The sequence below is a fragment of the Streptosporangium sp. NBC_01810 genome, from assembly GCF_035917355.1.
In the GTDB taxonomy this organism is placed as follows: Bacteria; Actinomycetota; Actinomycetes; order Streptosporangiales; family Streptosporangiaceae; genus Streptosporangium.
This window is the reverse complement of the sequence record NZ_CP109070.1, coordinates 6,272,804-6,297,590: the sequence shown is the minus strand read 5'-3', so window position 1 is coordinate 6,297,590 and position 24,787 is coordinate 6,272,804. Positions and strand designations below refer to the sequence as shown.

The following is a 24,787-nucleotide window of genomic DNA, read 5'->3' as shown; positions in this document are numbered from 1 at the left end:
AGGGTTGCTCTCCGTGCTCAAGAGAGGGCCGCTCCGGTGGTGTTTCCGCTCTCCCGGACCTCTTCATAGGGTGCCCCTAGGTGACTACTTTGGGTATCGAAAGTCGAGGCACATCAGTGTGACAGTTTGTGGAAAAGCTGCTCTGCTTGTGTCGCGTGTGGAATCCCCCGCTGGACGGAGCTGAAATGTCCAAGGACCCCAAACTCAACCCGAAAAACGAAAAATGGGCTCTCTTCGGCGCGGAACTCCGCAAATACCGGAAAAAGGCAAAAATGACCCAGGATGATCTGGCCGAGGTGACTCAGTTCAGCAGGAGCCTGCTGAGCTTCACCGAGAGAGGCGAGCGCAATCCCAGCCGTAACCTGGCACAACGCTGCGACGACGCTCTGGGCGCGAACGGAGAACTCATCCAGTACTGGACGTACATCACCCACGCGGCGAGCCCTCGCTGGTTCCGCGACTGGCTCGACATCGAACCGGAAGCGCACACCCTGCACGCTTGGGAGCCGCTCGTCGTGCCCGGCCTTCTCCAGACCGAGGAGTACGCGCGGGCGGTTATTCGCGGAGAGCCGGGCATAACTGACGAGCAGGTAGAAAAGGCCGTCGCGGCTCGCATGGAGCGACAGAAGATCTTGTTGAGATCTACGCCGCCTATGCTCTGGGTTATCCTCGACGAAGGAGTCCTGCACCGCCCGATCGGCGGAGAAGAGGTCATGCAACACCAACTCCAGCATCTTCTGGAAATGGTCGAGCTACCTCGGATTGGTATCCAGATTCTTCCTTTGATACGAGGGTCGACTACGGGAACTTCGGGAGGCTTCGTGATCGCCCAGCTTCCAGGAAACCCGGATATGGTATATGTCGAGTCTGTAACGCACGGACATGTGACAAATCGGCCAGAGGATGTCGGGGCTGTCTGCGCCCGATACGACACCATCCGAGCTGAGGCAAGCCCTCAGTACGTCTCGATCGAATTGATCAGAGAGGCAGAGAGGCTATGGGCATGAGCGATGAGCTGAAAAGCGCGGCCTGGCGTAAGGCCACCAAGAGTGCGTCAAACCAAGGGAACTGCCTGGAGGTTGCTCCGTTGTCGGGTGGTCGGGTGGGGTTGCGTGACACCGAGGCTCCCGAGCGGGCGCCGTTCGTGGTGAGCGCGAGTGTCTGGGACGCCTTCGTCGACGGCGCCAAGAAGGGCGAGTTCGACTTCTGACCCCTACTACGGAAGCCCCCGGAACCCCTGGCCGCCTGGCCAGGGGTTCCGTCGTTGACCTACCCGCGTTTGATGGTTGAGGTTCTCGGGCCGGAAACTCCCACGGCGGTGCCTGCATCGCATCGGGCCAGGTCTTGCTCACGCCTGATCTCCGTAGCGAGCCGCTCCATCGCGGCGGACTTCTCGGCATCCGACAGCATAGGTAGTCCCGCAGCCCGGCGCCGCTCCCGCGCCCGCTGCTTCACCTCGTCCCAGTTGACCGCGCTCATTCGTACTCCCCGCCATCCAGCTCCATCCATGCCTTAACCCTGGCGTTAAGTTCGCAGAAAAGGGGGCGCTTTTCTGAGCAGAGGAACAAGCCGGGTCGCGTCCGCGCAGGTGGTGTACGAGTGTTTGAGATCGGTACCCGCGTCGCGCCTGGCTGATCGCCGTTGAAAAGCGGGGCGTCGTCCGTGGGGAAAGCGCGGCGGGGGTGGTGGAGTGGTTCAGAGCCGCTCACCGGTAGCGCGTCGTGCGGGGTGAAAGGTCAAAAGCGCGGCGAGGGTGGTGGAGTGGTTGGGGGCCGCTCACCGGTAACGCATCGCGCAGGGTGGGGGCGGGCGTTGGTCGGGTGTGGGTGACCGGGGGCGGGCCGGTGGAGCTCCGGGAGGGGGCAAAGCGGGTCATGGCGGGCGTGGAGGCGGGGCCGTGGTGGTGACGATCGGGGATTTTCCATGATCTGGGTGAGTTGGCACGCTGGGGGCGTGCGGATTCACCCAGATCATGGAAAGCACAACTCCGGCCCCTCGGGTGGGCCGCTTTTCGTGGTGGAAGGCCCGATTCGTCCCCGCGCCCGGTTGGGGGCGGCCCTTGACCGGACGCCCCGCGGACCTTCGTCCCCGCACGGCGAGAGCCCCGCACGGCGAGAGCCCCGTGCGAGGCGGCGGCGAGGAGCGGTGAGGAGCGGCCCCGGATCCTTCCGCACCGCGGCGGACCCGTACCGATGAGCGGTCTGGGGCCACTCCACGGTCCTCGGCGCGCTTTTGATCTTCGACCCCGCACGACGCGACACCAACGAGCGGCCCTGAAGCACTCCACCACCCTCGCCGCGCTTTTGACCTTCGACCCCGCACGACGCGACACCAACGAGCGGCCCCACACCACTCCACCACCCTCGCCGCGCTTTTCCCCACGGACGACGCCGCGCTTTTCCACCGTGACCGGCTCACCGGACTCGGATGCTCGTACACCACGTCCATGGACGCGACCGCCGTCTGCTCTGCTTCCGTAAGCTTGTCCTCTTATGCCTGTTTGCGGGTGCGGGTCGTCTTCGGAGGGCGCGAGGTGGCCCAGTTGAGTCGGCCGCTCAGCCGTTTTCGCGGGTGAACCACTCCACGGTCCGCCGCAGCCCCTCCTCAAGACCGACGGTGGGCCGCCAGCCGAGGATCTCGGCGGCGGGGGCCGGGTCGGCGATCCTGGCGCTGTCCAGCGGTCTGTCGGTGAGCGCGCCGTAGCGGGGGCCGACCCGGCCGCCGACGATCCGGGAGAGCAGGTCCACCGTGTCGCGGATCGAGGTGCCCGTCCCGGTGCCGATGTCGAAGGCCCGGCCCGCCGCGTCCGGGGTCTCGCCCGCCGCGAGGAAGGCGTCGACCACGTCGTCCACGTACACCCAGTCGAGTTCGCGCGTCCCGCTGCCCAGCTCGGGTTCCCGCCCGCGCAGCAGGGACAACGCCACGTAGGGGACCAGCTTGCGGGTGTCCTGACGGCCGGGTCCGTAGACCATGCCGATCCGCAGGTTGCTGACCTGGACGCCCCACAGGTGGTGGAACATCCGCGCGTAGCCGTCCGCGGCCCACTTGGACACCGCGTAGGGCGAGGACGGCGCCCTGTCGCCCTCATCGGGCCGTAGCTCCTCCAGCGAGCCCGCCAGCACCACCCGGGTCCCGGTGCTGTCGGCGCCGCCGGCGACCGCCGTGAGCAGGTTGACCACACCGGTGAGGTTGCTGTGCAGCATCGGCAGCACCAGCCGGGGATCCCTGGCCCCGGCGACCTCGCTGGCCAGGTGGAACACGACCTCCGGGCGGACGGAGGCGACGAGCTTCTCCACCGCGCCCTCGTCGGCGACGTCGGCGATGTGCCAGGTCTCGCCGTCCGTGCTCTCCCTGACCCGGCGGCCGACCGCGTGCACCCGCGCGCCGAGTACGCTCAGGCGTCGCACCAGGTGGGCCCCGATGAAGCCGCCCGCCCCTGTCACCAGCACCCGTTTCCCACGCCAGCGATCCTCTGCTCCGTGCACGGGGGCGTGTGCCGCTACCGGGCTTCGCATGTGAGCTCTCCCTGTTCGAGCGAGGTTCTCGGGGGAAGGACCGGATAATTCATACCGCGTGACGTCGGATATCGGCAGGCATTACCGAGAGTCCGGGGAAAAGCGATGAGGCCCGCTCCGAAGAGCGGACCTCATCAGGTGGCACCGGGTGCGGGTGTCGGGTCAGCCGATGCGCCAGGTGTCTCCGGCGAGCAGCAGGTCGTTCAGGTCAGCTGGGCCCCGCTCACCGATGGCCTCCTGGAGTTGCTCGGCCATGAGCTCGTCGTAGGAGGGGCGGGCGACGCTGCGGAAGACGCCGATCGGGACGTGCTCGAAGGCGGGCTCGTCCAACCGGGAGAGCGCGAAGGCCAGCGAGGGATCGGCGCGGTGGGCGTCGTGCACGAGGATCTCGTCCTCGCTCACCGCCGACCTCGGGACGACCTCGATGCCGCCGTCCGCCGCCCGGCGCACCGCCTTGGAAGCCGAGGCGATGGGCTGGCCGTGCTCCAGACGGAGCGTGATGTCATCACGCCGTTCCGGGTCCTTCAACTGCTCGAAGGCGTTGTCGTTGAAGATGTTGCAGTTCTGGTAGATCTCGACCAGGGAGGTGCCCCGGTGCTCGGCGGCCTGGCGCAGCACCGACTGCAGGTGCTTGCGGTCGGAGTCGATGGTCCTGGCCACGAAGGAGGCCTCGGCGCCGATGGCCAGCGAGATCGGGTTGAACGGCTTGTCCAGCGAGCCCATCGGGGTGGACTTCGTGATCTTGCCGACCTCGGAGGTCGGGGAGTACTGGCCCTTGGTGAGACCGTAGATCCTGTTGTTGAACAGCAGGATGTTCAGGTTGACGTTGCGGCGCAGCGCGTGGATGAGGTGGTTGCCGCCGATGGACAGCGAGTCGCCGTCACCGGTGATCACCCAGACCGACAGGTCGGGACGCGAGGTGGCCAGGCCGGTCGCGATCGCCGGGGCACGGCCGTGGATCGAGTGGAACCCGTAGGTGTCCATGTAGTACGGGAACCGGGAGGAGCAGCCGATGCCCGAGACGAACACCATGTTCTCGCGCTTGAGGCCGAGCTCCGGCACGAACGACTGGACCGCGGCCAGGATGGCGTAGTCACCGCATCCGGGGCACCAGCGGACCTCCTGGTCGGTCTTGAAATCCTTCATCCCGAGCTTGACCTCGGACTTCGGGACCAGCGAAAGCCCCCCGCCGGTTCCGGGGACGGACGATTCGGTACCACTACTCACTGTCGATCACGTCCTGGATCACGCCGGCAAGTTCCTCGGCCTTGAACGGAAGCCCACGCACTTGGTTGTAGCTGATGATGTCGACCAGGAAGCGGGCGCGGAGCAGGAGCGCGAGCTGGCCGAGGTTGATCTCCGGCAGGAGCACCTTGTCGTACGCGCGCAGGATCTCGCCGGTGTTGGCGGGCAGCGGGTTGAGGTGTCGCAGGTGAGCCTGGGCGACCTTGCCGCCGGCCTTCCTGATGCGCCGCGCGGCCGCCGCGATCGGCCCGTACGTGGACCCCCAGCCGAGCACCAGCACGCGGGCGTCACCGTCGGGATCGTCCACCTCCAGCGCCGGGATGTCGTGGGCGATCCCGTCGATCTTGGCCTGGCGGACCCTGACCATCCGGTGGTGGTTGTCGGGATCGTAGGAGATGTTTCCGGTGTTCTCGGCCTTCTCGATGCCGCCGATCCGGTGCTCCAGGCCGGCGGTGCCGGGAATCGCCCAGGGGCGGGCGAGGGTCTCGGAGTCGCGCTTGAACGGCAGGAAGGTCACGCCGTCCTCGGCGTTCGGCCCGGAGGCGAACTCGGTGGAGATGTCGGGCAGATCGGCGGCGTCGGGCACCTTCCACGGCTCGGAGCCGTTGGCGAGGTAGCCGTCGGAGAGCAGCATGACCGGGGTGCGGTATTTCACCGCGATCCTGGCCGCCTCCACCGCCGCGTCGAAGCAGTCGGAGGGGGTCGCGGGGGCGATGATCGGCAGCGGCGACTCGCCGTTGCGGCCGTACATGGCCATCAGGAGGTCGGTCTGCTCGGTCTTGGTGGGCATGCCGGTGCTGGGACCCGCGCGCTGCACGTCGACCACGATGAGCGGCAGCTCGGTGGTCACCGCGAGGCCGACGGTCTCGGCCTTCAGCGCGACACCGGGCCCGGAGGTCGTCGTGATGCCCAGGGCACCGCCGAAGGCGGCGCCGAGCGCCGCGCCGACGCCCGCGATCTCGTCCTCCGCCTGGAAGGTGCGGATGCCGAACCGCTTGTGCTTGGAGAGCTCGTGCAGGATGTCGCTGGCCGGGGTGATCGGGTAGGACCCGAGGAAGAGCGGCAGCTTCGACTGCACCGAGGCGGCGATCAGGCCGTAGGCGAGCGCCTGGTTGCCGGAGATGTTGCGGTACACGCCAGGGGCCAGTTTGGCCGGCTTGACCTCGTAGGAGACCGAGAAGGACTCGGTGGTCTCGCCGTAGTTCCAGCCCGCCTGGAAGGCGGCGATGTTGGCCTTGGCGATGTCGGGCTTCTTGGCGAACTTGGTCTCCAGGAACTGGATCGTCGCCTCGGTGGGCCGGTGGTAGAGCCAGCTCAGGAGCCCGAGGGCGAACATGTTCTTGGACCGCTCGGCGTCCTTCTTGGACAGCGCGAAGCCTTCGAGGGCCTTGACGGTCAGCGAGGTCAGCGGCACCGGGTGGACCCGCCACGCGGCGAGCGAGTCGTCTTCGAGCGGGTTGACCTCGTAGCCCACCTTCTGCAGGTTGCGCTTGGTGAACTCGTCGATGTTGGCGATGATGTCGGCGCCGCGCGGCAGGTCCGAGAGGTTCGCCTTCAGCGCGGCGGGGTTCATCGCGACCAGGACGTTGGGCGCGTCACCCGGGGTGAGGATGTCGTGGTCGGCGAAGTGGAGCTGGAAACTCGACACGCCCGGCAGGGTGCCTGCGGGGGCGCGGATCTCAGCGGGGAAGTTGGGGAGTGTCGACAGGTCGTTGCCGAACTCAGCCGTCCCGGCGGTGAAGCGGTCGCCGGTCAGCTGCATGCCGTCGCCGGAGTCACCGGCAAAACGGATGATCACGCGTTCGAGTTGCTGAACCTGCTTGGTCACAGCTCAGTCCTCCTCGACGCGACAGGGCGCCGTTGCTCGTGGCACATTCTTTTTTCCATGCTAGATCCTCGGGGTCAGGCGCCATGTTTTTCGCTAGATCCTCGGGGTCAGGCGTCGTGTTTTTCGCTAGAACCTCGGGGTCACGCGTAGTGTTTTCGCGTTCCACTCGGCCGAGGAAGGCAACCCGTGTCGCATGTCCTCGGCGGCCGCTGGGTCGAAACCTGGGCGCGCAGTCGCGTGTTGGGCCGTACCACGGCCTACGTGAAAGTCACGATCGCGGACGGTCGTCCCGACACAGCCCCGCTGCGAGCCGGCACAGGTCGACGTGCAGGCGGGCGAAGAGGACAGTTGAGGTCACGCTGCCTAACTATACGTCCCGCTGCGGACGTGCTCTCATCGTCTCTGGCTATGGCCCCATAGCTCCAGGTTATGACATCGGCTACCGGTCCAGCGCCGTCGAAACGCCCCCGGAGTCGTAGATTCGGCCGGGCACCATCCCGCGCGAGCCGTACAGCTCGGGAACGGTGACAAAGGTATAGCCCGCCGCGGAGAGCCGGCGCAGGATTTCGGGGACCGCGTCGACCGCCGCGGGATGGGAGTCGTGCATGAGGACGATCGCTCCGGGCTCGACCCGGGTGACGGTCCGGTCGGCGATCGCCCGGGGGGGGCGGTCCTGCTGGTCATCGGGGTCCACGTTCCAGCGCACCACGGCCATGTTCAGGCGGCTCGCGATGGAGGCCACCTGAGTGTCGACGCCGGCGTACGGCGGGCGCACCAGGGTGGGGGCCTGGCCGATGATCGGGGCGATCGCGTGCTGCGCGCGGGTGAGCTGGTCGGCGATCTCGGTGGGGGTCAGCATGGTGAGATCGCGGTGGGACCAGGTGTGGTTGGCCACCAGGTGGCCCTCGTCGCGTATCCGCCTGAGCAGGTCGGGCCGGGTGGAGGCGTTGGAACCGAGGGTGAAGAAGGTCGCCCTCGCTCCGTGGGCGCGGAGGATGTCGAGTAGCCGCGCGGTCTCCGGGCCCGGCCCGTCATTGTAGGTCAGCGCCACGCACCTGAGCTTCGCGCAGTCCACGCTGCCCGCCTTGGAACTGCGCGCCGGAGGCTTGTCGGTGCTCGCGGCCTCGATTTCCTCCCGCGACGTGGGGGCCGGAACCTTCTTCGCCGCCACGGCCGTGCGCTGTGCCCGCAGCCCGATCTCCGACAGCAGCGGCGCCGCGGTCGCGGACGGTACGGCGACCGCCACCCGGCCGGCGACCCCCAGCCCCACCTGCTCGTCGTCGAACTCCACGACGAGGCCGCCACGCGGGTTGAAACCGAGGGAGTCGAACATCTCCCGGTCCGGCCTGAGCGCGTTCGGGTTCACCAGCGGTCTTCGCAGCGCCAGTTCGCTTTTGACGATCCCGGCCAGCGTGACCAGCGCGGGACGGCCGGTGAGCAGGTCGGAGGAGTCGAGGGCGCGCCGCTTCACCCGGTCGTACCAGACGGTGGTGCGCGCCTCGTGCCAACCCGACTCCTTGGAGTGACCGATGCGCAGCCGTATCCCCAGGACCTCGGGGGACGCGGCGGCGAGCTGCCAGTCCACGTTGAATTCGGGCTTGGGCAGGGCGTCGGCGAGGCCGTTGCGCCGGGTGAACCCGTCGAACCCTTCGCGCACGATCCCGTGGAGCTTCTTGGTGAGGAGGGGGGCGTCGGTGACGATCGGATAGGCGGCGTGCGCGTGCAGGTTTCCCGCCTCTCCGGAGAACAGGGTCTGGGTGCTCAGGCCCTGGACCACGGAGGGGTCCACATAATTGATCAATGTGGGCTCCGAGGGCATGGGGGTCTTCGCGGAAGAGGGGGTGATGGCTGCGCCGCAACCGGCGATCGTCACGGCCATCCAGGCGATTCCTCCGACGAATCGCAGGTTGGGCATGAAGTCACTTTAGGCGAGAAAATGGTGCATTTACCCTGATTTGAGATTAAGTGCACGGAGGCTTTAGCACCTTGGGCGCATGGGCTTCGCTGCATGACGGGAAGGGCGGATACTGCTATAGGTAGGGCGTACGGCAGATCCAGGGAGGCCGTGCGGCAGGCCCCGAAGAGGAGAGGCCATGAGCGGATATTTCGGCTCTTATGTGGTGGTCCTCGCGCTGTTCGCGATCGGCCTGCTGATCGTCGCCGGGGCGCTGCTCGTCAACCGGGCGCTCCGTCCCAGCCGCCCCACCCCCGAGAAGCTGCTCACCTATGAGTGCGGCGTCGACCCGGTCGGCGACGGCTGGGCGCAGTCCCAGATCCGCTACTACGTGTTCACCTACCTGTACGTGATCTTCGCGGTTGACGCGGTCTTCCTCTTTCCCTGGGCGACGATCTTCGCCGAGCCCGGCTTCGGTGTGGCCACCCTGGCCGAGATGTTCGTCTTCCTTGGCTTCATCACGCTCGGCATCCTGTACGCCTGGCGCAAGCGCGTGCTCACCTGGACCTGAACCGGGCGAGCGCGGTCACCGACCCTGAAGGAGAATGCGAGCCATGGCAGATCTCCCGATGCCCACGGTGGGCCCGGCCTCACGGCTCGCCCCCAAACCCATGCGCTTCATCCTCAACTGGGGGCGTCGCTACTCACTGTGGGTGTTCAACTTCGGACTGGCCTGCTGCGCCATCGAGTTCATCGCGACCTCGATGAGCAGGCATGACTTCATCAGATTCGGGGTCATTCCGTTCGCCAACGGTCCCCGGCAGGCGGATCTGATGATCGTCTCGGGCACGGTGACCGACAAGATGGCCCCCGCGGTCAAGCGGCTCTACGAGCAGATGCCCGACCCCAAGTACGTGATCTCCTTCGGCGCCTGCTCCAACTCCGGCGGTCCGTACTGGGACTCCTACTGCGTGACCAAGGGCGTCGACCAGATCATCCCGGTGGACGTCTACGTCCCCGGCTGTCCTCCCCGCCCCGAGGCGCTGCTCCACGGCATCATGATGCTCCAGGAGAAGATCGCCGCCGAGAACCTGGGTGACCGCTATGCCTGACCCGCAGCCTTTCACCTACGGCGAGAGCGCCCGGGTGTCGGAGTCCTTCGGCTACCGGACCGTCGAGGTGGACGCCGACGACTGGATCACCCTGCTGGAGTCCGCCAGATCCCAGGGGTACGAGTTCTTCGACTGGCTGACCGCGGTGGACGACCCGCCGGAGGCTTTCGCGGTCGTCGCCCACCTCTTCGCCCCCGCCTCCCACGCCCACCTGCTGCTGCGCACCAGGGTGTCGCGGCTGGACCCCCGGCTGCCCAGCGCGGTCGGCGTCTTCCGCGGAGCCGACTGGCATGAGCGCGAGACCTTTGAGATGTTCGGCGTCGTCTTCGAGGGCCACCCGAACCTCGTCCCGCTGCTGCTCCCCGAGGGCTTCGAGGGCTTCCCGCTGCGCAAGGACTTCGTACTGGCCGCCCGGGTCGCCAAGGCGTGGCCGGGAGCCAAGGAACCCGGCGAATCCGACCACGGCTCGCCGAGCCGCCGCAAGACGCTCCCGCCCGGGGTGCCCGCCGACTGGGGGCGAGAGCGTGGCGGCTGAGACACTCCGGCGGCCGGGACGCCCCGGTGCCCGTACCGCCTGTGACGTCCGTACCGCCTGTGACGTCCGTGACATATGTGAGGCCCGTGGTGACCGGGGGTTTCCCCCGGAGGAGCGGAGGTGCATGTGATCGCCGAGGTGCTCGACGTCGCGGTCCGGCTGGTCGTGATCGTCGCGGCCTTCCTGGTGCTGCCGCTGGTCGCCGGGCAGATGGAGCACAAGGTCATGGCGCACATGCAGGCGCGCCTCGGCCCCATGTACGCCGGAGGCTTCCACGGCTGGGCCCAGCTGATCGCCGACGGGATCAAGTTCATGCAGAAGGAGCAGGTGGTCCCGACCGCCGCCGACCGCCGGGTTTTCAACCTGGCACCCGGCGTGGCGCTGGTCCCCTATCTCCTGGTGCTGGTCGTCATCCCGGTCGGGCCCGGGCTGGTCGGGGTCGACCTGGACGCCGGGTTGTTCTTCGTCCTCGCGGTGATGGGCGTCGGGGTGCTCGGCTCGATCATGGCCGGCTGGTCGTCGGGCAACAAGTACTCGGTCCTGGGCGGGGTGCGCTCGGCGGCCCAGCTCATGTCGTACGAGCTGCCGCTGGTCCTCGCGGCCTCCAGCGTCGCGATGGCGGCGGGCACGCTCTCCCTGCCGGGCATCGTGGAGGCCTGGCAGTGGTGGTGGCTGCCCTGGCAGGCGATCGGCGGCGTGGTCTTCTTCGTCGCGGGGCTCGCCGAACTCCGCCGCCCGCCGTTCGACATGCCGATCGCCGACTCCGAGCTCATCATGGGCCCGATGACCGAGTACACGGGCATGAGGTTCGCCCTGTTCATGCTGGCCGAGTACGCGGGGATCATCGTGGTCTCCGCGCTGACCAGCGTGCTGTTCCTGGGCGGCTGGCAGGGGCCCCTCCTGCCGGGACCGGTGTGGATGCTCATCAAGGTCTTCCTACTGGTCTTCGTGGTCATCTGGCTCAGGGTGAGCTATCCCAGGCTCCGCGAGGACCAGCTGCAGAGGCTCGCCTGGGTCGGTCTGGTGCCGCTGGCACTGGTCCAACTCGCCCTGACGGGGATCGTCAGGGTCGCCGCCGGGTAGCCTCGCACCACGCGCCCGCACCGGTTTCCCGCTCGGCCCACCGCAGGGCTGATCTGACGTTCGAAGCGCCCACGCTGGGCAGGGGGCAGCGCGCCCTGCGACACCACTTGCCAAGGACGGAACGGATGACACTCGCGCTTGCCGTGGAAAACGACGAACTGGTCGTCGATGTGCCGGAACACCCGCCGGTGCGGCTGCCGCTCATCGGTACGGGCCGGGCGAACACGTTGCTGATCTTCGGCTATCCCGGCAGGGGCAGGACGAGATACGGCCTGGCGGTGCTCGACGAGTCCGGCCTGGTCATGCTGGAGGCTCCGGGCTCCCGGTCGAGGGGAGCGGTGGAGGCGTTCGCCACGGCCAACGGGCTGGAGTTCGAGCTCCGGGCGTTCGACACCCCGCAGCAGGCCAGGGTCGCGCTCGCCCGCAGATCGCCGAGGTGGCGCGCGGTGATCTGGCGCAGGGCGCCCGCGCCCCTGCCGCGTCTGCGGGTGCCCGGGGTGAGAAGCCTCAGGCCGCCGCTGAGCTCGCCGCAGGTGTGGTGGCGAGAGCAGTTGCTGTACGTGCTCATGTGGGCGGTGCTCGCCTACGGGGTGGTCTTCGTGGTGCTCGTGCTCCTCAACCTGACCGACGCCCGTGCCGACGTCGCCCGGGGGATGGGCCCGCTCGTGATCGTCGCCCTGGGGCTGGCCGGGCTGACCGTCGCCGGGGCCGTCGTCGTGGTCGGGATCGGCCGCCGCAGGTCCCGTGACCAGACCGCCCAGGGACGCGTGCTCAGGCGCGAGGATCAGCCGCACTGCCGCCTGGTGGTCGTCCACGGCCGTCTGTTGCTGGAGACCGCGCGCAGGACCCGCGAGCTGGACGCCTCCGAGCTGCTGCTCTACCGGGCGGAGTCCGGAGTGACCGGCCTGCTGGTGGGCGGGGGGCTGTTCCACCTGCCGGGGCGCTGGAACGCGGGGGATGTCGAGCGCTTCGCCATGGGTAACGGCCTGAGGTTCCAGGCTCGCTCGCTGACCCACGAGGAGTACCTGGACCTGACGGCAGGGGCGAAGGACGCGGTTCCCTGACCTGCCGGCCGGGAACGTCCGCGGCCGTCGCACCGGCCGGTGGATCTCCTTTGGGGTCCCTTACCGCGGGACCCCTGGCGGGGGATCCTTACCGCGAGCCCTCTGGCGGGGGATCCTTACTGCGGGACTTCTGGTGGGGGATCCTTACTGCACGATCCGCAGCATGATGTCGGCGGCCGTGGGCCGGTTGCGGGGCTGCTTGTCCAGGCAGGCCGCGGCCAGCGGGCGTAGTGACCGGGGCAGGGCCGTCAGGTCCGGTTGGTGGTTGATCACCCGGTTCAGGATCGCGGGGATGGTGTCCTCGCCGAAGGCCACCCGGCCGGAAGCGGCGAAGATCATGGTCGAGGCCCAGCTGAACACGTCGGTCTCCGGGCCGACCGTCTCGCCCGCGAGCTGCTCGGGCGACATGTAGGCGGGGGTGCCCATGATGTTGCCCGACGTCGCGGTGACCTGGTCGAGGGCTCGGGCGATGCCGAAGTCGATCACGCGGGGTCCGTCGGCGCCGATCAGCACGTTGGCCGGTTTGAAATCCCGGTGCACCACGCCGGCCCGGTGGATCGCGGCCAGCGCGCCCGCCGTGGCCAGGGCCAGCCGGGTCAGCCCGTCCTCGGCACGCGGACCCTTGTCGCGGACCAGTTGCTCCAGGGAGACGCCTTCCACGTACTCGCTGACAACGTACGCCTGGTCCTCGTTGATGTTCACGTCCAGCACCCGGGCCGTGGAGAAGGTCGCCACCCTGCGCGTCGCCTCCACCTCCCGCAGGAATCGCTCCCTGACCACCTGGTTGCCGTTGAAGTGCTCGTGCAGCACCTTGATCGCGACCTTCTGCCCTTGTGGGGTGAGCGCGAGGTGGACTGTTCCCTGGCCGCCCTTCCCCAGGTTGCCGATCAGGCGGTAGGGCCCCAGCCAGCCCTGGGGGGCCGGGGTGTTCTGGGGGCTTTGGGGATTCTGGCCCTGTGCGGCGTGGGTGGGCTGGCCCTGCGTGAATTGCCCCTGCGTGAAGTGGCTCTGCGTGAATTGGCCCTGGGCGTATTGGGGCGGTCGGTCGTCACGATGATGGGGCTGTGCCTGCTGGTATCCGCCGTGGTGCGCGGGCCCCGGGTGCCGCTGCGGTGGCCGTTGGGCCGGCGGGTGCAGGTTCGAGGCCACGGTGGGGCCGGTCTGGTACGGCGCAGCCTGGGGCGGATGCCCGTACTCCGGGGTCGGTCGCGGGGGGAATTCCTGGAACGGTCGCTGCCGGAACACCTCTCCCCTGAGGATCAGCGCGTGACCCAGCCCGCCGAGCCAGCTGCCTAACAGGCCGATCATCTGGATGGTCTCCAGCCAGACCGGGATGAGATCGGAGCTCCCGTAGATCCCGGCGGCGATCACGAAGGTGCCGATGCCAAGGCCGTAGAGGGCGGCGGCGAGGGCCAGTAACGGGCTCCGCAGCCGGCGCGCGGCGTGGCCGATGACGAACGGCGTCCCGACACCGCAGGTCAACAGGGGTACCAGCGCCCACACCACGCTCCACGCGGTGTTGGATCGTGCCGGTGGTCGCGACTGCCAGGCCGGTCCGTACTGGTGGGACATGTGGCGAACAATACGATTTTTTCATGATGCCCGCAGTCTCTTCTGTGTCGCCCTGGTGCCTGGGGGCCGATTATCGAACACACAGTCTGTGGATAACTTCTGTGGATAACTTCTGCGGGTAACCCGAGTCTCCTTGCCGCGGCGGTCTGAGAGGACCAGCCGCATTCCCGTGCGCGCCGCTGTGCGTCATGATGTTGAGTTGTGGCACGGATACCAGGAGTGGGGTTGGTGAAGGGACTCTCCGTCACCCTTCGCCACATGCTGAGCAGATCGGTGACTCAGCAGTACCCCGAAGTCCGGCCGGATCTGCCCCCGAGGAGCAGGGGGGTGATCGCGCTGGTCGAGGAGAACTGCACGGTGTGCATGCTCTGTGCCCGCGAGTGCCCCGACTGGTGCATCTACATCGACTCCCACAAGGAGACCCTTCCCGCCCCGGAGGGGGGCCGCCCCCGCGCCCGAAACATGCTCGACCGCTTCGCGATCGACTTCTCCCTCTGCATGTACTGCGGGATCTGCGTCGAGGTCTGCCCGTTCGACGCGCTGTTCTGGTCCCCGGAGTTCGAGTACGCCGAGGGCGACATCCGTAACCTCCTTCACGAGAAGGACAAGCTGGCCGCCTGGGCCCACACCGTCCCGCCGCCCCCGGCCCACGAGCCAGGCGCCGATCCGCCGAAGGAACTGGCGGCCACCTCCCGCCCGGTCCGCCCCCGTCCCGCACCTGCCTCCCAGGCTCCTTCGGCTCCCCCGCCCGGTGCGCCCGCCCCGCCCGCCCCGCCCGGTGCGCCCGGTGCGTCCGCCACGTCCGACGCCCCGGCAGCCCTCGCGGAGCCGCCCGCGCAGCGCGTTCCGCCCCCCGGCAGGCCGTCCAGGCCAGGCCCCTCGGCGGGGCACGCGAGCGTCCGGGCCATCCGGCCGCCGGGCGCCCTTCCCAAGAAGGACGCCCCGTCCACAGGCGAGTCATCCGCCGAGAAGTTATCCACAGGTAGGGGTGACGTTCCTCCGGAGGCGGCCCCACCGGAGCAGACTTCTCCCACGGATCCGAGTGGAGAGCCAGAGGAGGAGAAGTGACCGAGGCGCCGTCCTATCTGTCGCCGACCGGGCAGGAGATCGTCTTCCTCCTGCTGGGCGCGGTGGCCGTCGGGTCGGCGCTGCTTACCGTGACCACCAGGCAGCTCGTCCACGCCGCCCTGTGGCTGGTGGTCTGCTTCGGCGCGCTGGCCGGGTGTTACCTGGTCCTCACCGCCGAGTTCGTCGCCTGGGTCCAGGTGCTGATCTACGTCGGCGCGATCGTCGTCCTGCTTCTGTTCGGCATCATGCTCACCCGCGCCCCGATCGGCAGGAGCGCAGACCTCGACAGTCCGAACCGGCCGGTCGCCGTGATCGTGGCGATCGCCACCGCGGCCGTGCTGGTCACCGTCGTCGTCGACGGCTTCCGCATGGCCTACGTCCCGCTTGAGCCAGGCGGCGGCTCGGCAGGGGAACTCGGCTCCAGCATCTTCCGCAACTGGGTGCTCCCGTTCGAAGTGCTCTCGATCCTGCTGCTGGCGGCACTGATCGGCGCCATAGTCCTGTCCCGCACCGACATACGCGGGAGGGACTGAGGTGCACGTCGTCTACCCCCTGGTCGTCTCGGCACTGCTGTTCTCCATCGGCGTTTACGGCGTGCTCGCCCGCCGCAACACGATCCTCGTGCTGATGTCCGTCGAGCTCATGCTCAACGCCGTCAACCTCAACCTGGTCGTCTTCGACGTCTGGTTGCGCGACCGGCTGCACAGCGGGCAGGTCCTCACGCTGTTCGTCATCGTGATCGCCGCCGCCGAGGTCGGCCTCGGCCTCGCGATCATCCTCGGGCTCTACCGCAACCGCCAGACCATCGACCTCGACCGCCTTCGCTCCCTATCCGAGGCGGACACCAGGCCGGGTGACGCGCCATGATCGCTATTACCTCGCTCGTGATCCTGCTGCCCTTCCTCGCCGCGGCCACCGGGCTTCTCGGCTCCCGATTCCCCCGAGGGCTTCGCGGCGCGACGCCCCTCAACCCCGGTACCGGCACGGATCCCAACGCCGACGCCAACCGCCGGGCCGCCTGGATCGCCGTGGCGCCCACTGCGATCTCCACCGCCCTGGCGATCTGGCTGGCCTACGCCACCTGGACGGCCACGGGCCAGGGCGGAATCGAGCCGTCGGCCCCGATCGGGAGCGGGGGGCAGGGCGCGGTCGACGGCGTCACCGCGACGTTCACCGTCATCGAGACGGGGTCGGTGCCGATCTCGGTCGGGCTGCTCGTCGACGGACTCGCCGCGTCGATCGCGGTGCTGGTCACCGTGGTCGCGCTGGCCGTGCAGGTCTACTCCATCGGCTACATGCGCGGTGACCGGCGCTACCCGTCCTACAGCTCCTTCATCAGCCTGTTCACCAGCGCCATGCTGCTGGTCGTCTACGCGGCAGACCTCCTGGTCCTCTACGTGGGCTGGGAGATCATGGGCCTGTGCTCGTACCTGCTGGTCGGGCACTGGTGGGAGGATCGGGCCAACTCGCGGGCGGCGATCAAGGCGTTCCTTGTCACCCGGATCGGCGACGTCGGCTTCCTGTTCGGCATCTTCGTCCTCGGGACGGCAGCCGGCAGTTTCAGGATCGCCGATGTCCTCGCCGGGGTTCCCGAGATGTCATCCGGCACGCTCATCGCCGCCACCATGCTGCTGCTGGCCGGGGTCGCGGGCAAGAGCGCCCAGGTGCCGCTGCACGTCTGGCTCCCCGACGCGATGGCAGGACCGACACCGATCAGCGCCCTCATCCACGCGGCCACCATGGTCGCCGCCGGGATCTTCGTCGTCGCCAGGCTCTACCCCGCCTTCCTCGCCGCCCGTCCCACCCTGGACGTACTCGCGGTCCTGGCCGCCCTCGGCATGCTCGGCGCGGCGCTCGCCGCCCTGGCCCAGGACGACCTCAAACGCGTCCTCGCCTACTCCACGATCAGCCAGCTCGCCTACATGGCGGGTGCCCTGGCCGCGGGCTCACAGAACGCCGCGATCTTTCACCTGATCACCCACGGTGCCTTCAAGGCACTGCTCTTCCTCTGCGCCGGGGCGGTGATCCACGCGGTCGGCTCCAACCTGATGAGCACGATGGGAGGTCTGCGCAGAGAGCTTCCCGTCACCTTCGCCGCGATGACGATCGGCTTCGCCGCACTGATGGGCCTGCCTCCGGCCAGCGGCTTCTTCAGCAAGGACGAGATGCTGGTGGCCATCGAGCACTCCCTGTCCGCGGGCCCGCTGACCGATGCCGCAGCCCTCCTGCTCTATGGTTGCGCGCTCGCCACGATCGCGGTGACCGGCGCCTACGCCACCCGCGCGTGGCTGCGCACCTTCTTCGGGCAGCGTGCCCCGCGGCCCGAGCCCGTGGCGGGCGAGGCCCACGCCGCCGTATCCGAGGTGCCGGCCACCATGCGCCGGCCCATCGTCGTCCTGGCCGTTCCGGCCCTGCTTCTCGGCTTCGCCCGCATCGGCGACGTCCACTGGGGCACCGCCGCCCTCAGCCTCACGGTGGCACTGCTGGGCGCGGGGGCGGTCTACGCGGTGTGGCGCTCCGGGCCCCAGGCCGACCCGGCCCGCGTGCTCGGTCCCTTTCGCGCACCCTGCGAGCGGGCCTTCTACGTCGACTCCGTCTACACCAGGCTCCTGGTCCGGCCCGTGCTGCTCCTCGCGGGCCTCGTCGTCCGTACGGACAACCGCGTGGTGGACGGTGCGGTACGCGGCTCGGGCCGGGCGACCCTGAGACTGGCGGGGTTGGTCCGTCTGATGCAGAACGGCAACGCCCAGCTCTACATCACCGGCCTGCTGGCGGGCCTCCTCCTGATCGCGGCCGGGGCGGTGATCTTCAGGTGAGTTCTCTGTTCCTCTGGGGCGGCGTGGTCGTCATCGTGCCGCTCTCCACCCGTCTGGCGGTGACGCGCCGTTGACCTCTCCCCGGCGGCCGACCTCTCCCCGGCGGCCGACCTCTCCCCGGCGGCCGACCTCTCTTCGGCGATCGAACTCACCGAACTCGGTGCCGAACCTGGAACCGAACTCAGAGCTGAACTCAGAGCTGAACCCGGGGCCGAATCTCTGTGAGGTGGCCGCGCCATGAGCTGGCTCCTGATCGCGCTTCTCGGCGTGCCACTCGCCGGAGCAGGCGTGCTGCTCGTGCCGTCCGGGGCGGATGCGGCGGCAAGGGAGCGGCTACTAAGGGTGCACGGGCCGGCCGTCTCCGGGGTCACGTTCGTACTGTCGGTGGTGCTGGCCGCCACGTTCGACTACGGTGACGCCGCCCGCGTGCAGTTCGTGACCGACCTGGCCTGGATCCCCGGTCTGGATCTCAGGTTCCACCTCGGCGTGGACGGGATCTCACTGCCACTGGTCGTGCTGACCACGCTGCTGACCTTCCTCTGCTTCGTCTACCTGTGCCGGGGTCGCGCCGACGGCCCCGGACAGCTGCTGGGACCCGGACGCGGCGGCAGTCGGCCGCGGGCACTGGTGTTCACGCTGCTCGTCCTCGAAGTGGGCATGATCGGCACGTTCCTCGCGCTCGACCTGCTGCTGTTCTTCGTGTTCTTCGAGGTCGTCCTCATCCCGATGTACTTCGTGATCGCCATCTGGGGAGGACGTGCCCGCCGGGCGGCGGCGATCAAGTTCATCCTCTACACCCTGCTGGGCTCGGTGGTCCTCCTGCTCGGTCTGCTGATCATCTGGTCGCAGACCGGCACCCTGGACATGACCGCTCTGGCCCGGGCGCGGGGAACGGGCATGTCCCGCTCGGTGCAGATCATCGCCTTCCTGGCCGTCGGCATCGGTTTCGCGGTCAAGACCCCGATGTGGCCGCTGCACACCTGGCTGCCCGACGCCCACACCGAGGCGCCCACCGTCGGCTCGGTGCTTCTGGCGGGGGTGCTGCTCAAGATGGGCACGTACGGTTTCGCCAGAATCGCGATCCCGGTCCTGCCCGACGGGGCCGTCGCGATGGCCCCCTGGCTCGGAGCCTTCGCGGTGATCGGCATCATCTACGGCTCGTTGGCCTGTCTGGCCCAGCGCGACCTCAAAAGGATGATCGCCTACTCCTCGGTCGGTCACATGGGCTTCGTGCTCCTGGGGTTCGCCACGCTGACCCCGGTCGGAATCAACGGCGCGCTGTTCGGCAACATCGCCCACGGCCTGATCACCGCCCTGCTGTTCTTCGTCGCCGGGGCGATCAAGGAGCGCTACGGCACCTGTGACATGCCCACCCTCGGTGGCGGCATGCTGACCCGCCTTCCCCACCTCGGTTCCCTGCTCACCTTCGCCTGCGTCGCCTCGCTCGGGCTGCCGGGACTGGCGGGCTTCTGGGGGGAGATGCTGGCCCTCCTCGGCGCCTTCGAACCGGCTGCGGGCCTGTCCGGCCCCCTCTATCTGGCCTTCATGGCTCTCGGAGGTCTCGGCACCGTGCTGACCGCCGCCTACTTCCTGCTCATGCTCTCGCGGGTCACCCATGGCCGGAGCACGGAGACCGTCCACGTTCCGCTCCTCGCCGGGGCCACCGCGGGTGCTCTCCCCGCCACGGGCCCGACGGGAGCCGAGGACGATGCCGTCACGACCGAGGCGAGCGGGGAAAGCCCCGCCCTCCACCGGAAGGACGGCAGCACGGCCGAGGTGGGCGGAGAGAAACGCGCCGGCCACGAGGACGATGCCCTCAGATCCAGGGGAGGCGGTGAGGAAGACCTCTCCGGGGCTGCGGCACCCGCCGGTGGGGGAGTCGCGCACCCGCCGGGAGCGGCGAGCGCGGGCAGGCCGCGGATGCCCGACGTCATGGGTTACGAGCTGGCCGCCTGGGTGCCGCTGATCGCGCTGATCCTGCTGTTCGGGCTCTGGCCCAAGGCGCTCCTCCTGCTCACCGATCCGGTGGTCCGGACCCTGGTGGGGGCACCGTGATCCAGTCGATCGACTACTACGCGGTCGCGCCGCTGCTGATCCTCGCCCTCACCGCCGGGCTGGTGCTGCTTCTGGACGCCTTCCTGCCCCGCAGGCCGTACGTCCGGCCGGCACTCGGCGCGGTCACGCTGGCGGGGGTGATCGGTGCCCTGGCGGTGGTGGTCTCGCAGGCCCTGCGTACCGGCGGCCCGCTGAGAACCTTCTGCGTGCCGGAGGGACTGCGCGGCTCCCCGCACGCGGTGATCGACGCCATCGCCCCCCTGAGCACCGAGTCCACGGCGACCTCGGCCGCCGTGGCGCCGTGCTCGTTCGTGGTCGACGACTTCACGCTGGTCTTCGCGGGGCTCGCGCTGGTGGCCGGGATCGTCGTGGTGCTGCTGTCGGCGGCCGAGCTCTCCTTTGGGGACATCCCCGTCGGCGAGTGGTACTTCCTGCTGCTCTGCACGTTGGCGGGTGCCGTCGCGCTGCCGGCCTCCCGTGATCTGATCATGCTGGTGGTCGCGCTGGAGCTCGTCTCGCTGCCGGTGTTCGCGCTCACCGCGCTCAGGCGCTACGACGGCCGGAGCTCCGAGGCGGCGGTCAAGCTCTTCCTGGTCTCCGTGGTCTCCACGGCGGTGATGCTCTTCGGGGTCTCCCTGCTGTACGGAACGACCGGGACCGTCTACCTCGACCGGATCGCCCACGCTCTGCGACAGCGTGTTTCCGGTGAGCTCGGCCTGAGGCTCGTCCTGGACGGTGCCGACACCGCCTACGGCTCCTCACTGGAGATCGGCTACGACCTGCCCGCCGTGGTCACCGTGGCAGTGGTGCTGGTCCTCGCCGGTTTCGCCTTCAAGATCGCCGCAGTGCCGTTCCATGCGTGGGCGGGCGACGTCTACCAGGGCGCGCCCATCCCCATCGCGGCACTTCTCTCCGTCATCTCCAAGGCGGCCGGGTTCGCCGGGCTGATCCTCATCCTGGTCGTCGCCCTGGGCAGTCAGGGCGCCACCTGGATCCCGCTGATCGCGATCATTGCCGCGCTCACCATGACCGTGGGCAACCTCCTGGCCATGCGCCAGCGCCACGCCGTGCGACTGCTCGCCTGGTCGTCCGTCGCCCAGTCGGGCTACATCCTTGCTCCCCTGGGCATCAGAAGCGACGAGGCGATGAACGCCTCGATCGCCTACCTGGTCTTCTACGCGGCGATGAACCTCGGGGCGTTCGCCGTGGTCACGCTGGTGTCGAGGCGCTCCGGCAGGGGAGAACTGGACGACTACCGGGGCCTGGCGTTCCGGAACCCGGCGGCAGGGCTGGCGCTGGCCTTTTTCCTGATCTGCCTGGCGGGCCTGCCCCCGGGGCTGGCCGGGCTCTTCGCCAAGATCGTGGTGTTCCGGGAGATCCTCGGCGGCGGTGGCGGCGGCTGGCTGGCCGTGGTGATGGCGGTCAACACGGTCGCGGGCCTCTACTACTACATCGCCTGGGTGATACGGATCTTCACTCCGGCTGCCGAGGGCGCGGAAACGGCCGGTCGCGCCGCCGGGTGGATGCCCGCAAGTGTGGCGATCGCGGTGGCCGGGATCGTCGCGGTCGCGTTCTCGGTCGCCCCCCAGTTGGTCTTCGATCTCATCCCCGGAGCACTCATCGCCGCCGGTTGAACCACCTGGGAACGTTCGGCCTGGCTGGAAACGTTGTCACAGGTGAATCGGCATCAACCGAAAGGGGGGTGTAGTGCACCACAACGGTCTGCGTACCGCGGTCCTTCTCGGCGCACTGTCCGCGGTGATCATCGCGGTGGGGGCGTGGGTCGGAGGCGGCGCAGGCGTGCAGATCGCGGTTCTGGTCGCGCTGGTGACCAACGGTGCCGCCTATTTCTTCTCCGACCGCATCGCGCTGTCGGCCATGCGTGCCCGGCCGGTGAGTGAGGTCGAGCAGCCGCTCCTCTACCGGATCGTGCGCGAGCTCTCCACGGAGGCTCGCCAGCCCATGCCCCGGCTCTACGTCTCGCCGACCATGCAGCCCAACGCCTTCGCGACGGGCCGCAACCCTCGTAACGCCGCTGTCTGTGTCACCTACGGGATCACTCAGATGCTCGATGAGCGAGAGCTGCGCGGTGTCATCGGGCACGAGCTCTCCCACGTCTACAACCGCGACATCCTGATCTCCTCGGTGGCCGGAGCGCTCGCCACCATGATCACCTATCTCGGCTACGTCGGGTTGTTCTTCGGCGGCGGAGACGACGACGAGGGTCCCGGGTTCATCGGCGCACTCCTCATGATCGTGCTGGGCCCGGTCGCGGCCGGGATGATCCAGATGGCCATCTCCCGCTCCCGCGAATACCAGGCGGATGAGTCAGGGGCTCGGCTGACGGGTGATCCGCTGGCACTCGCCTCGGCACTGAGAAAGATCGAGATGGGCGCCCGCCGGCTGCCCCTCCCGGAGAACGGCCGGATCGCCTCCACCTCCCACTTGATGATCGCCAACCCCTTCCGCGGCGCTGGGATCGGCCGGATGTTCTCCACCCACCCGCCCACCGCCGAGCGCGTCGCCCGCCTGGAGCGCATGGCCGGGTACCGCCGCTGACCGCTTGACGCGAGAGCCTCCGGCAGGTTGCCGCTGCTGACCGCTTGGCGCGAGAGCCTCCGGCAGGTTGCCGCCGCTGACCCCGCCGCATGAGGCGGGGTCAGGGGGTCAGGCCGGTGATGATCGGGTTGTGGACGGATCCGGGCACGATGAAGCCGCCGATCCGCTCCGTCCGGCCTGACTCCGGGTCGACCCGGTACCAGGTGTAGCGGGTGCCTCCCCCTCTCCTTAACCTGCGCGGGGTGACCGTCTGCAGGTCAAGGTGGCCCTTGCCGTTCCAACGCAGCCTGGTAGGGGTCCTGCCACGGGGCACGGCGATGGGACCGGGCCTCAGCGCACTGCCCGCGGACACGTCCCACAGGCCGATCCCCGCGTCACGCGCCGTGAAATGGGCGACGGTCTCCCCGCCGGGACCGAGCGCGCCTCCCGCCGGGACGCGTCCCCACTCGGCGAAGGGCGACATCGAGTAGATCCCCGCCTGGAACGAGTCATCCACCACCAGCACGAACCTCGTGTCGGGGCTGAAACTCCAGGGCCGTAGCCCCGGCGGCACCGGGACGCTCTCACCGCTGTACGTGTCCAGGATCCGGTGCCCCCGCCTGATGCCCAGCACCGCGTACCGCCCGCCGGGAGAGAGTTCGATCCGCGCCGCGCGCATGGCGCGCGACCATCTCACGCCGGGCACCGTGCGTGTCTCGCCGGTCGCCATCTCCCGCACCACCAGCGCCCCGTCGCCGAGCTGAAAGTAGGTGACATACCTGCCGTTGGGGGACAGGGCCAGCGGAGCACGTTGCCTACCCCTGGAGAACACCCGGGCGTCGGTGAGGCTGACCACCCTGCCGCCGCGTACCCAGAGCTTCCACGGAGCACAGACGCACCCGTCGAGCCCCGCGTACCGGACCGGAGACCTCGCGTCTCCGGCCTGGGCCGGGATGCCCGTTCCCATGACCAGGACGACCAGGCCGACGCAAACACTCAAGCGGCGGAACAACCCCACTGAGGACCCCCCGAGTCTTCCGGACATCCGGGGGGCGTCCGCTACGTACGGGCTACTGTACGCCTCGGCCAAGGCCGACCGGCGGTGCCGCCATGGGTGTCATCCGACCTCGGAGAAAGACCGGAAACCTCATCGGACCAGGGCGAAAGGACCGGCCCTCGGGGGCTGGTCCGGATGAGGCGGTGGTCTCAGGAGTGCTGGGTGACCGGGTCGGTCTCCTCGGAGGAGAGACCGGGGATGCCGTCGATGCTCTCGCGATTCTTCGTCGCCCGGTAGGCACGTTTCTCCTGGACATCCTTGCGGCCCGCCCACTCGTCCAGCAGCGTCCGGTCACTGTCGAAGGACATGAACGGCACGGAGAAGCCGCAGGAGTCGGCGATGCGGTCGCAGTCGACGACGATGATCGATCGCACGCCCGGGTGCGGACCGAAGTTCCTGATCAGTGTGGCGAAGTCAGGGTTCTCCGGTACGACGACCCGGCCGGTGCCGTACAGGCGAAGAATGTTGGGAGGGCCGGAGAAGGCACAGAACATGACCGTGATCCGGCCGTTCTGGCGGAGGTGGGAGATGGTCTCCACCCCGCTGCCGTCCAGGTCAAGGTAGGCGATGGTGGTGTCGTCGAGAACGGCGAAGGTGTCGGCGTATCCCTTGGGGGACATGTTGACGTGACCGCCCTGCTCGGGAGCCGTCGCCACGAAATAGACCGGCTGCGCTCCGATGAACTCGCGTAGCCGGTCATTGATCCTGTCGTGAATTTTCCCCATAAAAGGACGATAATTCACCGTTACTCGCCGGGCAGCCAGCAGACCCACACGTTCTTCCTGAGGCCGAAGGAATCCCGCTTGCGGGGTGGTCCCGGTCCCGGCGTTCAGCGTCCGCTTCACGGCGGAGCCCAGCTCGCAGCCCAGCTCGCGTCCTGGTCGCTGTGGCTGGTCCAGAGAGTGGCTGTGGCTGGTCCAGAGAGTGGCTGTGGCTGGTCCAGAGAGTGGCTGTGGCTGGTCCAGAGAGTGAGCGAGCCGGCCGTGTCCCAAGGAGCCGGCGAAAGGTCCGGGGAGGCGGCCGCGCCGTGGGGTCGTCAGGGAACCTCTTCCGGCCGGGTGGCCAGGGCGCGCAGCCGGGTGCGGATCCCGGCTCGCGAGCGCTGGTACGCCGAGGTGTCGTCGAGCAGCAGCGCGGCCGAGTTCGCCGCGGTGGCGAGCGCGTCGAGCTCGAACGCCGGCTGGGCCGGATCGACATCCGCGTCGAGCTGGCCGAGCTGCTGGGCGTCCCGGATGGTCTGCTCGTACAGGCGCAGCCAGTCGCGGCGCGCCTGGGCCAGCAGATCGCGGAGACCATCAGACGGCTTGGCCGTCACCTCGCCACCGGCTGACCGGCTCTGGGCCACTCAAGCCTCATGATCGCTTTGAACGCGTCCGGAGGAGAGCGGCCCGAAGCGCCTGCCGTC

At 68.7% G+C, this 24,787-nt stretch carries 22 protein-coding genes; 14 read left to right on the top strand and 8 right to left on the bottom strand.

The genetic code is table 11. The features are described from left to right. Positions 1-185 precede the first annotated feature (185 nt). Both OIE13_RS28065 and OIE13_RS28060 read left to right on the top strand, forming a co-directional pair. A complete protein-coding gene (locus OIE13_RS28065; protein ID WP_326634976.1) occupies positions 186-1,007 on the top strand; it encodes a helix-turn-helix domain-containing protein in 822 nt (273 codons plus the stop codon). Beyond that, complete coding sequence (locus OIE13_RS28060) at positions 1,004-1,210, top strand: DUF397 domain-containing protein (RefSeq protein WP_326634978.1); 207 nt, start codon at positions 1,004-1,006, stop codon at positions 1,208-1,210. The genes OIE13_RS28065 and OIE13_RS28060 overlap by 4 nt, the downstream gene beginning before the upstream one ends. 1,345 nt (positions 1,211-2,555) lie before the next feature. Here OIE13_RS28060 and OIE13_RS28055 read toward each other — a convergent pair. From OIE13_RS28055 to OIE13_RS28040, 4 genes are all read right to left on the bottom strand, one after another. Then, the gene (locus OIE13_RS28055) at positions 2,556-3,515 is read right to left on the bottom strand and encodes an NAD-dependent epimerase/dehydratase family protein (RefSeq protein WP_326634980.1); all 960 of its coding nucleotides are present in this window, start codon (positions 3,513-3,515) and stop codon (positions 2,556-2,558) included. Positions 3,516-3,677: 162 nt separating this feature from the next. Continuing rightward, positions 3,678-4,661: a 2-oxoacid:ferredoxin oxidoreductase subunit beta gene (locus OIE13_RS28050; protein WP_442816006.1), complete on the bottom strand. Its 984-nt coding sequence runs from the start codon at positions 4,659-4,661 to the stop codon at positions 3,678-3,680. A gap of 73 nt (positions 4,662-4,734) precedes the next feature. After that, the gene (locus tag OIE13_RS28045) at positions 4,735-6,588 is read right to left on the bottom strand and encodes a 2-oxoacid:acceptor oxidoreductase subunit alpha (protein ID WP_326634985.1); all 1,854 of its coding nucleotides are present in this window, start codon (positions 6,586-6,588) and stop codon (positions 4,735-4,737) included. A 439-nt stretch (positions 6,589-7,027) separates the two neighbouring features. Then, positions 7,028-8,503, bottom strand: a complete 1,476-nt coding sequence (locus tag OIE13_RS28040) for a polysaccharide deacetylase family protein (RefSeq protein ID WP_326828934.1) — start codon at positions 8,501-8,503, stop codon at positions 7,028-7,030. Positions 8,504-8,681: 178 nt separating this feature from the next. Between OIE13_RS28040 and OIE13_RS28035 the strand changes: the two genes are divergently transcribed. From OIE13_RS28035 to OIE13_RS28015, 5 genes are all read left to right on the top strand, one after another. Beyond that, positions 8,682-9,053 (top strand): NADH-quinone oxidoreductase subunit A, encoded by a 372-nt coding sequence (locus tag OIE13_RS28035; RefSeq protein WP_326828933.1) that lies wholly within the window; start codon positions 8,682-8,684, stop codon positions 9,051-9,053. Positions 9,054-9,096: 43 nt separating this feature from the next. After that, a complete protein-coding gene (locus tag OIE13_RS28030; protein WP_326634991.1) occupies positions 9,097-9,594 on the top strand; it encodes an NADH-quinone oxidoreductase subunit B in 498 nt (165 codons plus the stop codon). Further along, complete coding sequence (locus OIE13_RS28025; RefSeq protein ID WP_326828932.1) at positions 9,587-10,129, top strand: NADH-quinone oxidoreductase subunit C; 543 nt, start codon at positions 9,587-9,589, stop codon at positions 10,127-10,129. The genes OIE13_RS28030 and OIE13_RS28025 overlap by 8 nt, the downstream gene beginning before the upstream one ends. A 129-nt stretch (positions 10,130-10,258) precedes the next feature. Next, on the top strand, positions 10,259-11,212 hold the full coding sequence (nuoH, locus tag OIE13_RS28020; RefSeq protein WP_326646955.1) for an NADH-quinone oxidoreductase subunit NuoH: 954 nt from the start codon (positions 10,259-10,261) through the stop codon (positions 11,210-11,212). 125 nt (positions 11,213-11,337) lie between these two features. Further along, the gene (locus OIE13_RS28015) at positions 11,338-12,276 is read left to right on the top strand and encodes a hypothetical protein (protein ID WP_326634995.1); all 939 of its coding nucleotides are present in this window, start codon (positions 11,338-11,340) and stop codon (positions 12,274-12,276) included. A 144-nt stretch (positions 12,277-12,420) separates the two neighbouring features. Here OIE13_RS28015 and OIE13_RS28010 read toward each other — a convergent pair whose 3' ends face one another. Beyond that, positions 12,421-13,848, bottom strand: coding sequence for a serine/threonine-protein kinase (locus tag OIE13_RS28010; protein ID WP_326828931.1), 1,428 nt, complete (start codon positions 13,846-13,848; stop codon positions 12,421-12,423). A 258-nt stretch (positions 13,849-14,106) separates the two neighbouring features. Between OIE13_RS28010 and OIE13_RS28005 the strand changes: the two genes are divergently transcribed. The 7 genes from OIE13_RS28005 (at position 14,107) to htpX (ending at position 22,346) form a co-directional block, all read left to right on the top strand. Continuing rightward, the gene (locus tag OIE13_RS28005) at positions 14,107-14,916 is read left to right on the top strand and encodes a NuoI/complex I 23 kDa subunit family protein (protein WP_326828930.1); all 810 of its coding nucleotides are present in this window, start codon (positions 14,107-14,109) and stop codon (positions 14,914-14,916) included. Next, on the top strand, positions 14,913-15,449 hold the full coding sequence (locus tag OIE13_RS28000) for an NADH-quinone oxidoreductase subunit J family protein (RefSeq protein ID WP_326634999.1): 537 nt from the start codon (positions 14,913-14,915) through the stop codon (positions 15,447-15,449). Before OIE13_RS28005 ends, OIE13_RS28000 begins: the two co-directional genes overlap by 4 nt. A gap of 1 nt (position 15,450) precedes the next feature. Next, positions 15,451-15,783, top strand: a complete 333-nt coding sequence (gene nuoK / locus OIE13_RS27995) for an NADH-quinone oxidoreductase subunit NuoK (protein ID WP_326635000.1) — start codon at positions 15,451-15,453, stop codon at positions 15,781-15,783. Then, complete coding sequence (locus tag OIE13_RS27990) at positions 15,780-17,732, top strand: NADH-quinone oxidoreductase subunit 5 family protein (protein WP_326635002.1); 1,953 nt, start codon at positions 15,780-15,782, stop codon at positions 17,730-17,732. The genes nuoK and OIE13_RS27990 overlap by 4 nt, the downstream gene beginning before the upstream one ends. Before the next feature lie 237 nt (positions 17,733-17,969). Beyond that, positions 17,970-19,787 carry a complex I subunit 4 family protein gene (locus tag OIE13_RS27985; RefSeq protein ID WP_326635004.1) on the top strand — a complete coding sequence of 606 codons (1,818 nt, stop codon included), beginning with the start codon at positions 17,970-17,972 and terminating at the stop codon, positions 19,785-19,787. Next, positions 19,784-21,421 (top strand): NADH-quinone oxidoreductase subunit N, encoded by a 1,638-nt coding sequence (locus OIE13_RS27980; protein WP_326635005.1) that lies wholly within the window; start codon positions 19,784-19,786, stop codon positions 21,419-21,421. The genes OIE13_RS27985 and OIE13_RS27980 overlap by 4 nt, the downstream gene beginning before the upstream one ends. 73 nt (positions 21,422-21,494) lie before the next feature. Beyond that, on the top strand, positions 21,495-22,346 hold the full coding sequence (htpX, locus tag OIE13_RS27975; protein WP_326635007.1) for a zinc metalloprotease HtpX: 852 nt from the start codon (positions 21,495-21,497) through the stop codon (positions 22,344-22,346). 100 nt (positions 22,347-22,446) lie between these two features. On the opposite strand, the gene OIE13_RS27970 is transcribed toward htpX, so the two are convergent. The 3 genes from OIE13_RS27970 to OIE13_RS27960 all read right to left on the bottom strand — a co-directional run bounded on the left by OIE13_RS27970 (position 22,447) and on the right by OIE13_RS27960 (position 24,727). Continuing rightward, positions 22,447-23,325 carry a hypothetical protein gene (locus tag OIE13_RS27970; RefSeq protein WP_326828929.1) on the bottom strand — a complete coding sequence of 293 codons (879 nt, stop codon included), beginning with the start codon at positions 23,323-23,325 and terminating at the stop codon, positions 22,447-22,449. Positions 23,326-23,531: 206 nt separating this feature from the next. Next, a complete protein-coding gene (locus OIE13_RS27965) occupies positions 23,532-24,107 on the bottom strand; it encodes a pyridoxamine 5'-phosphate oxidase family protein (protein WP_326635011.1) in 576 nt (191 codons plus the stop codon). Between the two features lie 311 nt (positions 24,108-24,418). Further along, on the bottom strand, positions 24,419-24,727 hold the full coding sequence (locus OIE13_RS27960; RefSeq protein WP_326635012.1) for a TetR family transcriptional regulator C-terminal domain-containing protein: 309 nt from the start codon (positions 24,725-24,727) through the stop codon (positions 24,419-24,421). Positions 24,728-24,787: the final 60 nt, after the last annotated feature.